Here is a 17,210-nt window from a genome sequence, read left to right as displayed (position 1 = left end):
GATTGTGAGTAAACTCATACAATCGGACAATCAAACCCAAGGGTGGACAGCTTTTATAGATGCGTTTGTGTCGCATTTTAATTTACAGATGCTTCACATAATGATTATTAAAAAATCTAGTTTAAATATTCTGTTTCATGTATCAGGTAGCAACACGATAGATAATCGAGCACATTTGAATGATCTACACAGTTATATTCACCAAGATGATTTTGTGCAAACCATTCTTAGTCAACCTAAGCATCAATTCTATTTTTTAAATGAAACATTATCTTCACAAACACATAACCCAACATCGTTGTATTTTAATAACAATCAACCTCCTCTATTAAAAGACATCGCTTGCGCAAATATGTATGAAGACGATGCACATCTATTTTTGATGTCGATTGAGAGAAATATCAATCAACCCAGTTTTGATCCAATCAATGATTCGGTTGAATTGAATTTTTTTATTCCATTTATTACCTCAACGTTAAAACAAGCCTTAAAAAAACAAGAACGCACACAAGATCGTGAACGATCAAGAGCATTAGTTGAAATGTTTCGATTACCCATTGCGGTGTTTACAGAACACGGTGAACTGTGGGCTCACAATCAGGCGATGCAGGTGTTGATTAGTGAAAACAAATATATTGATATCACCAACAAAACACTTCAATTGTCGTCCCCTGATAAAACTAAGTTATTACAACAAGAAATCAATAATGTTTTGGCTTTATCTAACATTCAAGATTATGGTTTTTCGTCCAAGATGATTTGCATTGAAGGGATCCGGCTTGCCTGTACACCGCTATTACACGTTGATGACGAATTGAGTTTCAGCGGGGCATTAGTGTATGCCATTGACTCAACATTCCAGAAAACATTAAACCCGGCTATTTTAAATAATTTATTTTCATTAACCAAAAAAGAAAGTGAAACCTGCATTCATTTGATGAAGGGTTTAATACCAAAGGAAATTTCGAAGATTAGGGATGTGTCAGAACACACTGTTAGAGGGAATATTAAAGAGATTTATAAAAAAACGAAATGTAATAATCAAATATCATTGATGAATTTATTGTGTAGCTTGCCAAGTAATTAATAATCAATGAATACCTGATGATTTTCTAAATTCGAAACCATCAGATACTCATTCAATCAAAACTTAAATATCCTGCGCTAAACGAAATCCAATATTTAAGAATCGTAAACTAGACGCATTCGACGATCGTGCTGACGAATATAAAGACGTTGGATCACTTGCCCACGAACCGCCTTTTAACATTCTGTTTGAACAATCTCCAGTCTCCCAAGCACTGCCATCTGTAGGTGCACCGACATAGTTTTCATTTGAACAATCTTGTACCCATTCCCAAACATTTCCGTGCATGTCAAACAAACTAAATGCGTTGGGTAAATACGATTTAACAATACTTGTGCCAAGGGCATTACAGTTTTCACTCCAGTAATCTGCTTGGCTACAATCAATGCTGTCACCCCAAGTATAGTTTGTGATTGAACCTGCTCGAGTCGCGTATTCTCTTTGAGACTCACTTGGTAAACGGTAGGTTGTTGAATGTCTTGTATTTAACCAATCAATATAAATTTGCGCATCTTCCCATGACACATTAATAACAGGTCGCTCACCTTGACCAAAACCTTCATCAGCTGGCTGGGCGCACACACTGTCATCAATACACGGTTGGTACATATCCCAAGTAACGGCAGTTTGCATTAAATTAAAACTTGGAACATCTACGCTATGTACAGGTGTTTGATTAGGATGACTATTTGCTGAACCCATTTGAAATGAACCTGCTGGAATCAAAACCATATTCAAGTCTATTAACAGTTGATCAAGAGTGATGAAAAGCGTATTAACAGACAGTGGAGTAACAGTAATTGTCGATTCATGAAAGTGCGTTTGACTCTCAATACGAATCACATGATCACCGCCGGATAAATACGTTGCAACAAAACCCGTTGTGAAATTTACATCGCTGCCTGTAATACCGACCAATTGTCCATCAACAAAAACCGACGCACTGGTTGCTGGTTGACCGTCTTCGTTGTAAACGTTAATGGCATAATCAGACAATAACGATCCTGTAATTTCAGCACGTTTTGTTAAAGTAATGTCACAACTAAATATTTGATCTTGATTGTTGAATACAATATTTTCAACTGTACACGTACCAATGCGTTCTTGCGTGGCTAAATCACTATAAGTAATCACGATATTCACGTCGTCATTATAAGAAACTAAATAGTCGGCCATATTGCCTTCACCGTTATGCGAAATTAAAATCAAACGATCTACACTATTTTGACCGCCTGCAATTTGCACGCGTGTTTGTAAGTTATCAGCACTGCCTACTTCGTCAATTATTTCTTGAGGTACATTAAAGTTGAAATTCGCCACATTAGTTTGTGCATTTACTTCCAATGAAATTTTTGCAGACAATGGAATGATATCCATTGTGATATTTTGTCCGTATTGCACATTTTGTAATTCTTGCGCTAATACTGAATGTCCTATTATTTGATTGCCATTATATAATTCTAAATGAATATTTTGTGCTTGTGCATCTAACACATGCCAAACTGAACTGTCATTTAAAAATTCACCTTGTGACAAAGTTAACGTGGTGGTCGTTGTGCCGTCGATTGTAATATTTAAACTCGTTGCACCCACTGCTGTTAACTCATCTGCTGGAAAGTTAAACTTAAATGCAGCCAGTCTTGCTTCAATTTCAGTTTGTGTTGCTGCATTTCCTATAACCGGTTTGATTGTCATAGGCACATTACCATACACACCCGCATCTTCAATAGTTTGCAAAGCGATACCAATGTAGGTTTGCTTGTTTTTATTCAACACTAAATCAAATTGATAATTACCTGGAGCCAATGAAATGGTTTCATTTGATGTCGTAGTAAAATCATCTTCAACATACACAGACCAAGGATAGTCAACGAATGACTCATCATCTAAATTAGTAACTGTCATCGTGCCTTTAAACAATGTATCCACTGTTAATGCACGCTCAACGCTTACTTTTTCAATTATTGAACTGAACTTGCTGTCAAAAGCAACCGTTGTTGTTTCAACTGATTGTGGGTCTTCGTCACTACAGCCGGTAAATGCAAAAGCAGTTAGTGATATTGCTGACCATGTTAATATTTGTTTTATATTCATTTTTCTATTCTCATTTTATAAAATTTATTATTTTGTTAGATATTGATAATAACTATTTATTCGCCACAACCACTATTCTCAAAGAAATCAACAGGTGTACAATCTGTAATTATATTCCCGTTCAACTGTAACTTGGTTAAATTTGTTAGTGTGCTTAGAGGCGAAACATCCGTTATTTTATTATTTGATAAATACAATTGAGTCAGTTGAGTTAAATTACTCAATGGCGTCAAATCTTCAACATAATTATTATTTAAATTCAAATATTTCAGCTTAACTAACGATGTGACAGGGGTAATATCTGACGCGCCAATTGCCAACATAACCAAACTAGTCAGTTCCGGAAAATTATATAAAATTGTTAGATCATCTGTATGAGTGATAGCTATATTTAAATTTGTTAAATTTACTAATCCTGCAATTGGATCCAAACTTTCCAATACAACATTACTACTTACATCTAACGATGTTAACGAAATTAAATTACTGATTGGCTGTAAACTCACAATTGGATTTCCACCTATAATTAAATTCTTTACGCTCGTGAAAGAACTTAATGAATTAATATTAGAAATATTATTAGCACCTAAATTTAATACTATTAGTTTATTTAAAAACGCTCCCGATAACATACTAATATCTTCTATGTCATTTGAAAGTAACCATAGTGTTGTCAAATTGCTCAATCCTGCCAATGAAGACACATCCACAATATTATTACCTTGCATATGCAAATAAGAAAGATATTTTAAATTTGTTAGCGGTGCAAGATCGATTACATCATTATTCAACATAACAATATTTTGGAGATTCATCATAAATGAAAACACTGAAATATCAACAATCGAATTTTCATTTGCACTAAAATTTGTAATTTTTATCAAATTAGAAAGTGTATTAATATCTGATATATTATTACTAGATATATTTAAATTTGTGATATTAACCAATTTATCAAGTGGCAATAAATCTGTAACATTATTATATGATATATCAAGATAAGTTAAGTTTATTAATTCAGAAATAGGCGAAACATCCATAATTTCATTTTTATTTAAGCTCAAACTTTGCACAGAAGTTTGTCTAGCTAACGCTGTAATATCAATTAATTCATTATCATTTAATTGGAGCCCCATCAATTCCGGATAATTAGGTAAATCACTAATATTAGATATATTATTTCCACCAACCCATAACCAATTTAATTTCATCATATTAGAAAGTGGAGATAATGATTCAATTTTATTATTTCGTAATACCAATCTTTTAACATGCACCCAATCTTCAAGTCCTGACAAACTGGTTATGTTTTTTGATACACATGAAATACTATTCATTGACAACATCTGTTCAGTCGTAGGTACATCACCCGCATTTAATCCTAACGACTCCAAAATACAATTTTCTAAATTCACATCAGTAAAATTAAAAGTAGGCAACACAACTAACGATTCATCCAATGTAATAAATAGATTATTCACTGATAATGCTTCTGTAATAATTGTACTTTCATTAAAGTGCGTCTGACCTTCTATATAGACAACATGTTCACCTGCGCTTAAATATAATTGCAATGCACCAGTTGTTAAGTGAGCCCCTGTCAGCCCAACAAATTCCCCATCAACATAAACAGACGCATTGGTTGCTGGCTGTCCATCATTTGCGTACACATTCAGCACTACGTCAGCTAATAATGATCCTGATATTTCAGATCGACGCGTTAATGTCAGCTGACACACATTTGTGCTTGTTTGATTATCTAATGTTAAATCTGCAATGATACATGAGCCGATTACATCGCCTGTTTGAATATCGCTATACGTTAAAACTATATTTGCTTCGCCATATTGAAATTCATTGAATGCAATTTCAGAGCCATCCAAAATTATATCTTGGTTATTGTCTCCGGAAATTTGTAAACGGGTTTGGAGATTTTCTGCCCCCCCCACTTCGTCTAATACTTCTTGAGGCAGTGTAAATTCAAATGTAGCTGTATTTGTAGTTTCGTCCATTTCAAACGCCACATTGGCAGACAATGGAATGATATCCATTGTGATATTTTGACCATATTGCACCGTTTGTAATTCTTGCGATAAAACTGAATGTCCTATTATTTGATTGCCATTATATAATTCTAAATGAATATTTTGTGCTTGTGCATCTAACACATGCCAAACTGAACTGTCATTTAAAAATTCACCTTGTGACAAAGTTAACGTGGTGGTCGTTGTGCCGTCGATTGTAATATTTAAACTCGTTGCACCCACTGCTGTTAACTCATCTGCTGGAAAGTTAAACTTAAATGCAGCCAGTCTTGCTTCAATTTCAGTTTGTGTTGATGCATTTCCTATAACCGGTTTGATTGTCATAGGCACATTGCCATACACGCCCGCATCTTCAATAGTATGCAAAGCGATGCCAATGTAGGTTTGATTGTTTTTATTCAACACTAAATCAAATTGATAATTGCCTGGAGTCAATGCAATGGTTTCATTTGACGTAGTAGAAAAATCATCTCCAACATACACAGACCAAGGATAGGCAGTAAACGACTCGTCATCTAAATTAGTGACTGTCATCGTGCCTTTAAACAATGTATCCACTGTTAATGCACGCCCAACGCTTACTTTAGAAATTATCGAGCTGAACTTACCATCAAAAGAAACAGATGTTGTGTTTGATGTTTGATTTTTTTCATCACCGCATGCATTAAAAAAAACGGCGACCAGCGAAAATGTGGTTAAGCTTAGTAATTGTTTTATGTTCATTTTATTCTCTTTTTAAAAAAATTATTATTTTGTTAGATATTGATAATAACTATTTATTCGCCACAACCACTATTCTCAAAGAAATCAACAGGTGTACAATCTGTAATTAAATTCCCGTTCAACTGTAACTTGGTTAAATTTGTTAGTGTGCTTAGAGGCGAAACATCCGTTATTTTATTATTTGCAAGATACAATCTAGTTAATTGAGTTAACTCGCTTAATGGTGTTAAATCTTCCACATAATTGTTATTTAAAAATAAATAATCCAGCTTAGATAATGATGCAATGGGTGTAATATCCGATATTCCATTTGCCCAAAGCATTAAACTAGTGAGCTCAGGAAAATTATATAAAATTGTCAAGTCACTACTGCGTGTGATGGCTAAATTTAAATTCGTTAAATTTACTAACCCAGCAATTGGATCTAAACTTTCTATTAAAACATTACTTCCAACATTTAAATAAGTTATAGAAGTCAAATTACTGATTGGTTGCAAACTCACTATTGGATTCCCACTTATTGTTAAATTTTTAACATTTGTAAAAGTACTTAAGACGTCAATATTTGAAATTTCATTTTCACCAATATTTAACGTAGTAATTTTATTTAACACGTCACCTGACAACATACTAATATCTTGAATTTCATTAACAAATAGCCACAATGTTGTCAAATTCCTTAAATTTGATAAGGGTAAGATATCCACAATATTATTACCCTGCATCTGAATATAAGTTAATTTATTCAAATTCTCTAACGGTGATACATCAACAATTTCATTATCTGACATAGTAACACTTGTTAGATTATTCATATTGCGTAATATTGAAATATCTGAAATTTTATTATCTGATGCTCTAAAATTTATTATATCTTTTAAATTAATTAGTGGATCAATATTTTGTATTTCATTAAAGCCTATCCCTAAATTATAAATTTTAATTAACTGAGACAATGAATCAACATTTAAAATTTTATTCTGCTCTAAACTTAATTTTTCTAAATTAATTAAATTTGATAATGAATTTATATCGGATATATTATTTATATCTAAATTAAGTACAACTAATTTTAGTAATTTAGGGAAACTCTGTTTAAATAATGCTAAAATATGAGTGTCCATTAATTTTAAATAAAACCTATATATCACATGAAACAACTCAGCTTTACAGACGCAGAATCCCATTTAAAACGAAAACAAACTCGAAAAGAAAAATTCCTTAATCAAATGGAAGAACTTGTTCCTTGGGGCGTTTTTCTGCCTATCATCGAGCCATTTTATCCAAAAATGCATAAAAAAGGTCGTCAGCCTTACCCGCTTGAAACGATGCTTCGTGTTCATTTAATGCAAAACTGGTATACGATGAGTGATCCATCAATGGAGGATGCACTTTATGAAATTGCATCTATGCGACAATTTGCTCGATTAGAATTAACACATAAAATTCCTGATGAAACGACCATCTTAAAATTTAGGCATTTGCTTGAGAAGCATAAATTACAAGAAAAAATGCAACAAGCCATGAACCAAATTATGGTTGATCAAGGTGTATTATTAAAAGAAGGGACACTGATGGACGCCACAATTATTCACGCATCACCTTCAACCAAAAACAAATCGAAAGCACGCGATCCAGAAATGCATTCCTGCAAAAAAGCGAATCAATATTATTTTGGAATGAAAGCGCACGTGGGTGTCGACATGCACACAGGCGTGGCGCACAGCATGACATTTACATCGGCTAATCATCATGATGTGACCGAAGCGCATAATTTATTGCACGGTGAAGAAAAATTAATAGGTGGTGACAGCGGGTATTTAGGTGCGGATCAGCGTGAAGAAAATAAAGATGTTTCAGCCCAATGGCTGATCGCAGAGCGACCAAGTTCATTAGTAAAAAAACACGGGACGGGCACAATTTACAATGACAAAAAAGCCACGGAAAAAATAAAGGCGCAATTAAGAGCGAAGGTGGAGCATATTTTTAGAATCGTAAAGTGTCAGTTTGGATTTCGAAAAGTGAAATACAAAGGGCTGGCAAAAAATGCGGCACAGCTGACGATGTTATTTACGTTAGCCAATATTTATATGATGAGGAATTTATAAATGAACTAGGCGAGTTGTGCCTAGAATTTGGCAAACCAGTCAAATTCTAGGAAGTATGCGAGTTTTTTCGCAATTTCAGGGTGTTTTTTAGAAAAAAATTGTAAGATTTTTTTTATTGAGTCTTTAGGATTCTAAATCAGAGATTCCTTAGATATTGGATCAATATCAATAATTTCATTTGATTGTAGATACAATCTGCTGACATTCGTTAAACTATCCAACTCATTAATATCACTGATTTTATTATTTGGTAAATATATCTGATTCAAGTGATTCCAATTTTTCAAACCTGATAAACTCATTATATCCCTGTCAGGACAATTTAAATTTTTAATTGACAACATCTGTTCAGTCGTAGGTACATCACCCGCATTTAATCCTAACGATTCCAAGATGCAATTCTCTAAATTCACATCAGTAAAATTAAAAGTAGGTAACACTTCTAACGATTCATCCAACGTAATAAATAGATTATTAACTGATAATGCTTCTGTATTGATTGTACTTTCACTAAAGTGCGTCTGATCTTCTATATAGACAACATGTTCACCTGCACTTAAATATAATTGCAATGCACCAGTTGTTAGGTGAGCCCCTGTCAGCCCAACAAATTCCCCATCAACATAAACAGACGCATTGGTTGCTGGCTGTCCATCATTTGCGTATACATTTAGCACTACGTCAGCTAATAATGACCCTGATATTTCAGATCGACGCGTTAATGTCAGCTGACACACATTCGTGCTTGATTGATTATCTAATGTTAAATCTGCAACGATACATGAGCCGATCACATCACCTGTTAGAATATCGCTATACGTTAAAACTATATTTGCTTCGCCATATTGAAATTCATTGAATGTAATTTCAGCGCCATCCAAAATTATATCTTGGTTATTGTCTCCGGAAATTTGTAATCGGGTTTGGAGATTTTCTGCCCCCCCCACTTCATCTAATACTTCTTGAGGCAGTGTAAATTCAAATGTTGCTGTGTTTGTAGTTTCGTCCATCTCAAACGACACATTGGCAGACAATGGAATGATATCCATTGTGATATTTTGTCCGTATTGCACATTTTGTAATTCTTGCGCCAATACTGAATGTCCGATTATTTTGTTACCACTATATAGTTCTAAATGAATAGTTTGAGGTTGTGCATTAAGTATGTGCCACACGCTTGCATCATTTAAAAACAATCCATCAGTTAAATTTAAAGAAGCGGTTAGAATGTCATCTATCGTAATATTTAAACTTGTTGCATTCACTTCACTTAACTCTTCTCCAGGAAAATTAAATTTAAATGCCGCTAATTGATTTTCTATTTGAGCGTTTGTTGTGACTTCACCTAATACTGGTTTAATCACCAAAGGAATATTTGAGTAATTACCCTCGGCCTCAATCGTTTGTGTAGAAATTCCAATATAGGTTTGGTTGCCTTTTGTCAGCACTAAATCAAATTGATAATTACCTGGTGCTAATGTGATGGTTTCATTTGAAGTGGCAGTATTGTCGCTTTGTAAGTACAGTGACCATGGGTATTGTACTTCAATATCACGATCTAAATTCGTGACAGTCATTGTACCTTTAAATAACGTATCTAACGTTAATGCACGCTCAATACTTAGCCTTGATATTAAAGCACTGAATTGGCTATCGAAAGATATTTGTTGTGTTTGAACAGGATTATCCTTGCAAGCAGAGAGTATTCCCACTAATACACAAAGAAATATCAGGGATGATCTTAGTTTGTTTTTCATAATTTCTCATTTTAATAAACGAATATAATATTGAACCAAATTGAACAGAGTTAGAATATTGTGCAGGAGTTATAAAGTAATTTGCTCCGTACAATAAAGAATTAAGCAACAAAATGAAAGTCCCAATATTAGGGGTATAAAATATAAAATTATTTAGTCTGCGACAGTGGCAAAGAACAAATTAAATTCATTAATTCAAATAAATTCTTACAACCTGTTTTGTAATATATGCGCTTTATATATTCACGCCCTGTATTTTCGGTTATTTTTTTGAGCACACATTGCAGTGTTCGAGTAATCTCTAACAATCAATGACATATATGTGTTTTCATTTTGTTGAATCTGTGGACAACAAATAAGGCAAAAATGCAAAAAATAAGCAACAAATAACACCCACTTTTAAATTGTAGGCTTTGCTTTAGGCAAACAAAACTATCCAAATCTTGTTGCCGTAAATGACAGCCTAAAAAACGTCTTCCAAAAATTGCGCAGTAATATTTGCAGATCCAACGCGGTTTAGACTTATTTTTTACCTAAGTTATTTGAGGCTTAGTGTGCATGTCCAAGTAGCTTCTTAATGAAAGGGGCTTTGTAGATTGACTCTATAATATGTTTACTCAATATTTGAGTAAACATATTTTTTAGGTACTTAATTTACATTCACTTGATTCTATACTTCAAATTAGAATCTAATATTTTATAAATCAATATAATATTAAGGAACCATCCCACCATCATTGATATGCCAACCAAAATTATTGGTTAAAATATCTCGTGCTGACTGTAAACTTTCAGAATACGTACTTGCGCCAGCGTCAAAAGTAACATCGCGCTGTAAATTTAACTGGCTCCAACTTTGTAAAAGTGCATCATAGTTGGTTGTGGAAAATTTTTGGTTGCTCGACGGGTAACCCATCATTCTGTCCATACTTTGTACAGATGATACATCCCACTGACTAATATCATCATTAAAATTTGAAAATTTAAACATATCACTCAAGCTGGTTACAAATGATACATCTGGCTGATCTGAAGAATTAAAACCATTTGCTAAATTAGTGTTTGATTGAAACATACCTGCCATACTTTTCCACTGTTGGTTTCCCCAGCAATCAACAGCTATTAATTTGGGACTAAATGCTAACGAAGGAAAATAACCCGATATAGAAATATTATAAACTCGATGCTCCAAATAGTGATGAGTGATACTTTTATTAAGATTAGAATCTGTCGATCCATCCCCCCAATCGATATGAAAGTTATAATAATGATCAGGTTGAACATCATTGAAAGGCTGAGCCCGAATCTCTACCGATGGATTGCTACTGATTGTAGTGTCCACTGTGATTTGCGTAGGAAACTGATCCACTACTTCAAACGTAAAGTCAATGGATCTGTCCCCTGTAGATGAGCTTGCATGTATTTGAAAAGTCTCTTCATACTGCAATTGTGTAGGATGTCCTGTGATAATACAGCTTTGACTATCTTCCGATTTCAAAATTATCATCCAGCTTGGCATATTATCAATTGCACATTTTGTAATGGTGGCATCACTCCCATTATTTAGATGTATGGTAGGTATGTCCATATTACGAAACATCCGAATTAATTTGGGTAATTTCTTAAAATAAGGTGCTTCAGAGTTTATGTTAATGGTTAAATTTAATTCAGATTCTATCCAGCGTGAGTAATTGTTAGTGGAAATAATAGTAGGAAATTCAACAGCTTTATCAATTGGGTAACCATAAATTTCACAACTTAATCCATCGTCTGTTACTTTAATAGCTAGCCCTGCTGGTAATGATGAAGAAACTGGAATCCAACACTCATTTGGTAGCCCACCATTATTTTGAAATATATAGCTTGCCTCTTCGCCGATTTCAAAATAAAGCTGACCGCCTTCTGGCATGACCAATTCAGGGACACGGTCTTTAGCATTAAAGTCTTTACTATCAACACATGATTGCAATGCCCCCATCATTAAGAACATACATATAAACGAAAAAATTTTGACTCTTAAACATTTTACACTCTCTTATTAAATTTTCTGGAAAGTAACTTAGAATATAGAAGTTCTATAGAATTTCAAGAGAGTCGAAATCTTTGAAATTTTAGAGTCATACCCTAAATTGTCATCTGTACAATAGGGCACAGTACGAATAGCGAATTCAAAAATATCTAATTATAATGAACAAGTTAAACCAAACACTCGTACTATTTTATTAATAAGCCAGTATGTCTAACCCTTTGTGCATGGCTAAGTGTGCATGTCCAAGTAGCTTCCAAGTAGCTTCACTTCGGATTTGAATCCGCGTAATATCAATAACCTATCCTAACCACTGATGCACAGCATTTAAGTCGCTACTCAAAAGTTCTTTAAATAAACTGAATTGCTTACAAAAAAAAAGACTAATAATCATTAGCCTTTTTAAAATAAAACACCTCTGTTTAGAACCAAAACAATTACGCTAAAAGTATTCTAGATTGTAAATACATTTTATCATCAATACACAGTTTAAAACGTGCAATTCTCATGTACTAAACCAAATTCCCCTACCACTTGGTCATCGTCATCCAAATCAAATCCATCTATATTAGTATTTAATAATTTCATGCCTGTAATTTTAATTCCTTTTCCAATGTCATCAAAATTCATCTGCGAATTTTCAAAAACCATATTAAACATTTCAGACTTCATATATTCTAAATCACCGAAATATGAATTTCTCACAACCACATCTTTAAAGATCGCTTTTTTGCACTCTGAATTATTTTGCTTTACTTGAGTATTTTCAAATAACACATCAGTAAAATTAACGCCAGTTAAATCGACAGACAAGTCACTGTTTCTAATTTTAGTGGCGTTAAATTTAGTATTTAAAAACTCGGCCTCATCAATGTTCATATTGATTAATTGAGCATTATCAAACTGACCTGCATCAAATTTCACACAAGACAAAACAGCACTTTTAAATTGAGAACCTGTAAAATTAGCATTATCAAAATTACAGCTTTGGAGCTCCATATTTTTTAATGAAGTATTTTTTAATACTGCACGATCAAAATCCACATAATGAATTTGAACTCTCTCCAATTCTGCATCGGTAAAATCAGTATTTTCTGCATTAAATTGTTGCATGGATGTATTTTTAATATTTACCCCTTTAAAACTGGCCTCGTCAATATTACCTTCGCGCTTACCATTCAAATGAGAATTTTCAACTTGAACATTATCTAAATTGGCGCCTTCAAAATTGATATTAAACGCTTCAAAATTTCTAAATATTGCATTTTTTAAATTGGCGCCTTTAAAATTTATATCATTTACTTCTAGATTTTCAAACGTTAAGCCCTCAAGTTGTTCACCAGAAAAGTCCAACAGAGAAACATCTTGCGTATTATTTTTTAAATTAACGGCATACTGAAATAATTTATTATTCACATCTTGCTGATTCATATTATTACCCTTTTAACTATAATTGATAAAATCCATTAAGCAGATTTTTTGAAAAACGAACGAAGAAAACCAAACAATCCAGCAGACTCAACTTCATCATCGTCAGATCTTGGGTAATAATTATTGGAATTTTTTTCTTTTCTCATATTTAAAAGATTACTTCCATCAAATTCAGAATCATTAAACCTTGCATCTATAATTTCAGATTCTTCAAACTGAACACCATGCATAAGGGTTTTATAATAAAGGGAGAAATCATTAATAGGGCTATATATAAAGTATGCATTGGACAAATTTGAGCGATTACATTGAAATTCTGTTAACACACATTCATCAAATTTTGTCTCAGTGAAATTACTTGATGTAATGGTTGTGCTGTTGATTTTACTCTTTAAGAAATTAATTCTATTTAAATTCGCACACTCAAAACGAACCTTGGTAAATTGACACTCAATAAAACTATCAACCGATTCTGTTGAAGATTGAGCCACATTCACACGATAGAATTGCCCATCATTAAGCTCAACACTATTAAAAGTGACGTTAGTTAATGCCGCTTCTTCAAAATAGAAATCCGTGATCTTCGATGATTTAAATTCCACATTTTCAAAATGACAATTTCCATAACGAATATCCGTAGCCGTTACGCCAACAAAACTAACATCAATCCACTCACTGGTTTCAATTCGAACTTCAGTCATATCCAGTGTGTTAAATGTTGCCTTTTTAAATGAACTGCTATCAACATATAGCTTTAAGAATTTAGTTTGTTCAAAGTTAACGTTTTCAAAGCTCGACTCATAAATTGAAGCATCAGACAAATCTGCCTCTTTAAACGAACAATCAGCAATATTGCATAACTTAAATGTTGCTTGATACAACGAGATTAACTCTAAATTACTGTCGATAATACCGCTTCGAAAAAAGTCAGCATTGTTAAATTTGGACTGGCTTAAGTTAACGCCATCCAATTCACAATTTTCAAATCTTGCAGACGTAAAGATTGCCTCAGACAAATCAGTGTTTTTTAAACAGGCATTATAAAAAACCGCCCCTTTAAATTTTGCATTTTTGAAGTTTGCATTGGATATATTTACATTTAAAAACTTAGAGCCTTTTAAATCTGCGCCCTCAAAATTAGCATTAGATAAATCGACACACTTAAACTTCACATTTCGTAGTTTTTTATTAGAAAAATCAAGCTGGTTGCTTTCTAAGTCACTTAACTTATAACTGCGTTGCTCACCATCTTCTTGATTGGTGCCAAAATGCTGATTAATTAAATCGTCATTAATGCCCATTAATTTAAATTTATGCAGGGCTAATATATTATCTACTTCTTGCTGGTTCATGGTTATTTCCTATGATTGAATTAAAATGACATGGCTAATTCCAAAAACCACGACTTTTCATTTATTGTCATTTAAATTGTAACTGATCAGATTGCGCTCGGCAACGAGCTCAAAGCATTGCTTTAATTAGTTACTTCCTTGTAGCGATCAAATTCGTGCTGAACAAGGCAAAAAATGTGAGTTTTCATGTATAAATATTCCGCATATCCTGTGCTTCACCCTTCGGAGCGACTCATCGTCGTTAAAGCTTGTTCCATACAAAATTTTGATAATTTTTAAACGCAGATCAGTGCAATTTTTAGCGTGAACTGATTAGTTACTTTAAATTTATCTAAATATTGGCTTTAACTTAACCCATCCCAAAAGTGAATCACAAGTGCATATTCAACAATTTCCATCACTTAAAAATAAGTAAGTACTTACAACCATTTAACACAATGACATTTAATTCCTTTCATTTATCAAATGAAACAACAAAGGAAACAACAAAGGAAACAACAAAGGACACCCACTTTTAAATTGTAGGTTTTGCTTTAGGCAAACAAAACTATCCAAACTTTGTTGCAGTAAATGACACCCAAAAAAACATCTTCCTCAAATTTGCGCAGTAATATTTGCAGATCCAGCGGTTTAGACTTATTTTTTACTCGGTTTATTTGAGGCTTAGTGTGTATGTGCAAGTAGCTTCTTTTGGTTAGAGTAAAAAATTCTTTACAGGCTTTGGTGGTATGGATGGTGAGCATTTAAACGCCTATTAATCGTTGATCTAAAAAGTCATCGTGCAGCGCAATGACTAATTGAATAATTATGCATTTCATCATAACTTCTTTTTGGCTATCGCATTTAAAGCATTTATATTTGCTAGTGCGCCCTCAGCTTCTTTTAACTGTCTTCGATTTTGAGAAAACTGGTCGTAACTGTGTTTGGCTTTTTCATCCGCTTCTTTTTTTGTAAGCGAACCCGAACCTTGCAATACATCTCGCTCATTAAATTCTAAAAACTGATCCAGCTTTTGATGCCAGTCGTTTAACAATACCTGTTTACGGCGCAGTGCTTGGTCTTCGGCATAATCAAGCCACATAACCACAATACGATTCAGAGTTTTAATTTCATCTTCTTTCAGGTAATTTTTAGCAATGGTCACATCGGTTTTACGTCCTTCATCGCCTTTGAAGCAGGTTAAACCCATGTCTGGTTTTTTGGCATCAACACGTGCCGCAATCAATTCAGCAGCCGTCATGTTTGTGCTGGCAAAGTGCAACTTATTTTGAATACTTTGAAAAAATCGATTGGTGTCTTTACTAGAGGGTTCATAATCCGCCGCCATGGTAAAAATCTCTTTTACCCGCAAATACACACGGCGTTCGCTTGCACGAATATCACGAATGCGCTCAAGCATTTCGTCAAAATAATCAGGCACTGCAGAATCACCTACAGGTGGATTTTTTAATCGTTCGTCATCCATGACAAAACCTTTGACTAAATATTCCTGCAAGGTTTGAGTGGCCCACTTTCTAAACTGCGTACCACGGGCTGAGCGAACTCGGTAACCCACGGCTATTACCATTGGCAAACTAAAGTGTTTCACATTATAAGGTTTGCCGTCAGCGGCAGTTGTTCGGTAAAACCGAACAACTGAATTTTCATCTAACTCACCTTCGCTTAATACGTTACTTATATGTTCACTAATGGTCGCCTTAGCTTTGCCATACAGGTCACACATCATCGCCTGCGACAACCATAAAGTATCCAATTCAAAGCGACATTCAACCTTTGCTGTGCCATCGTTGCTTTGGAATAAAATGAATTCGCCTTTTGGGGCTTGTGGTGGGAGGTCAGTCATTTAATGACTCCTGAAGTTTTTGGTTTGAGTTTTTACGTTTATTTAGCATATCGAAAGAGTTTCATTGCATCATCCCATTTTTTCTTTTCTTCTTCACTTGGTTTAAATAGCTCACCATCCTTTTTAGCTTCTAAAGGCAGTATACATCAAAGTATTTCATGAGTTTCTGGTTTGGCTAATTCGATATCAAGTTTGTTGTAGATTTCTTTCCAGATATTTTTTTGTAATGTAGACACATCATTTTTGTTAAGGGCGTTTTTTAGTTTGATTAGGCCGTTTGATTTGAATGTTTCAAGTAGAGCGTTATTTTGATTCATGTTTGATCAACCTCGTTTTTAATTAGGTTTTACTGGAAAATATTTTTTGATAATTAAATATTAACAGGGACTTTAAACGATGAGCCATCATTATTCATCAATCAACTTCGAAATATTTTTCATTTTGTCGATCATACGTTTAGATAAACGTTCATTTTCAACATATACGGGTAAAACCATATCTAACCTAACAAAATCTGGATGCATAGAAATTATTCTCAAATAACGCTTAAACCGCTCTGTGTTATCTGACTTTCTTTGAAATTGTTTTTTAAACGTTTCTTCGAACCGTTTAATTTCATCATCATTATCAATTTCATGCTCTTCGGTATATATCACCCTTGCAAGTTGATTCATCTTCCAACCAAGTTGACCAATTACCATTTTAATTTGTTTTTTTAATATTTCGCTATCATCTGTCCCCATT

The 17,210-nt window shown here is 33.7% G+C and carries 12 protein-coding genes; 2 read left to right on the top strand and 10 right to left on the bottom strand.

Annotation, left to right across the window (positions count from 1 at the left end):
• Positions 1 to 4: 4 nt before the first annotated feature.
• Positions 5 to 1,087, top strand: coding sequence for a helix-turn-helix transcriptional regulator (locus tag TYM08_RS03945; protein ID WP_422381671.1), 1,083 nt, complete (start codon positions 5 to 7; stop codon positions 1,085 to 1,087).
• 63 nt (positions 1,088 to 1,150) lie between these two features.
• On the opposite strand, the gene TYM08_RS03940 is transcribed toward TYM08_RS03945, so the two are convergent.
• The 3 genes from TYM08_RS03940 to TYM08_RS03930 are packed head-to-tail and all read right to left on the bottom strand — an operon-like array spanning position 1,151 to position 7,073.
• A complete protein-coding gene (locus tag TYM08_RS03940; protein WP_422381670.1) occupies positions 1,151 to 3,181 on the bottom strand; it encodes a formylglycine-generating enzyme family protein in 2,031 nt (676 codons plus the stop codon).
• 56 nt (positions 3,182 to 3,237) lie between these two features.
• Positions 3,238 to 5,949, bottom strand: coding sequence for a leucine-rich repeat domain-containing protein (locus tag TYM08_RS03935; RefSeq protein WP_422381669.1), 2,712 nt, complete (start codon positions 5,947 to 5,949; stop codon positions 3,238 to 3,240).
• A 53-nt stretch (positions 5,950 to 6,002) separates the two neighbouring features.
• Positions 6,003 to 7,073, bottom strand: a complete 1,071-nt coding sequence (locus TYM08_RS03930) for a leucine-rich repeat domain-containing protein (RefSeq protein ID WP_422381668.1) — start codon at positions 7,071 to 7,073, stop codon at positions 6,003 to 6,005.
• 27 nt (positions 7,074 to 7,100) lie between these two features.
• Between TYM08_RS03930 and TYM08_RS03925 the strand changes: the two genes are divergently transcribed.
• Entirely contained in the window at positions 7,101 to 8,057 is a 957-nt protein-coding gene (locus TYM08_RS03925; RefSeq protein WP_422379240.1) for an IS5 family transposase, read from the top strand.
• A gap of 131 nt (positions 8,058 to 8,188) precedes the next feature.
• Here the strand turns inward: TYM08_RS03925 and TYM08_RS03920 are convergent, their stop codons facing one another.
• From TYM08_RS03920 to TYM08_RS03890, 7 genes are all read right to left on the bottom strand, one after another.
• Entirely contained in the window at positions 8,189 to 9,814 is a 1,626-nt protein-coding gene (locus TYM08_RS03920) for a hypothetical protein (protein ID WP_422381667.1), read from the bottom strand.
• Positions 9,815 to 10,529: 715 nt separating this feature from the next.
• Positions 10,530 to 11,804, bottom strand: coding sequence for a BspA family leucine-rich repeat surface protein (locus TYM08_RS03915; protein WP_422381666.1), 1,275 nt, complete (start codon positions 11,802 to 11,804; stop codon positions 10,530 to 10,532).
• Between the two features lie 525 nt (positions 11,805 to 12,329).
• Positions 12,330 to 13,271, bottom strand: a complete 942-nt coding sequence (locus tag TYM08_RS03910; protein WP_422381665.1) for a pentapeptide repeat-containing protein — start codon at positions 13,269 to 13,271, stop codon at positions 12,330 to 12,332.
• Positions 13,272 to 13,306: 35 nt separating this feature from the next.
• A complete protein-coding gene (locus tag TYM08_RS03905) occupies positions 13,307 to 14,623 on the bottom strand; it encodes a pentapeptide repeat-containing protein (RefSeq protein ID WP_422381664.1) in 1,317 nt (438 codons plus the stop codon).
• Positions 14,624 to 15,440: 817 nt separating this feature from the next.
• The gene (locus TYM08_RS03900; protein WP_422381663.1) at positions 15,441 to 16,466 is read right to left on the bottom strand and encodes a virulence RhuM family protein; all 1,026 of its coding nucleotides are present in this window, start codon (positions 16,464 to 16,466) and stop codon (positions 15,441 to 15,443) included.
• A gap of 146 nt (positions 16,467 to 16,612) precedes the next feature.
• Positions 16,613 to 16,783: a hypothetical protein gene (locus tag TYM08_RS03895; protein ID WP_422381662.1), complete on the bottom strand. Its 171-nt coding sequence runs from the start codon at positions 16,781 to 16,783 to the stop codon at positions 16,613 to 16,615.
• 90 nt (positions 16,784 to 16,873) lie between these two features.
• Positions 16,874 to 17,209 carry a hypothetical protein gene (locus TYM08_RS03890; RefSeq protein WP_422381661.1) on the bottom strand — a complete coding sequence of 112 codons (336 nt, stop codon included), beginning with the start codon at positions 17,207 to 17,209 and terminating at the stop codon, positions 16,874 to 16,876.
• Position 17,210: the final 1 nt, after the last annotated feature.

Origin of the sequence: Marinicellulosiphila megalodicopiae (assembly GCF_045862395.1) — a bacterium.
Lineage (GTDB): Bacteria > Pseudomonadota > Gammaproteobacteria > Pseudomonadales > Natronospirillaceae > Marinicellulosiphila > Marinicellulosiphila megalodicopiae.
Note: the sequence above shows the minus strand (reverse complement) of the source record. Positions and strands in the feature narration are given on the sequence as shown.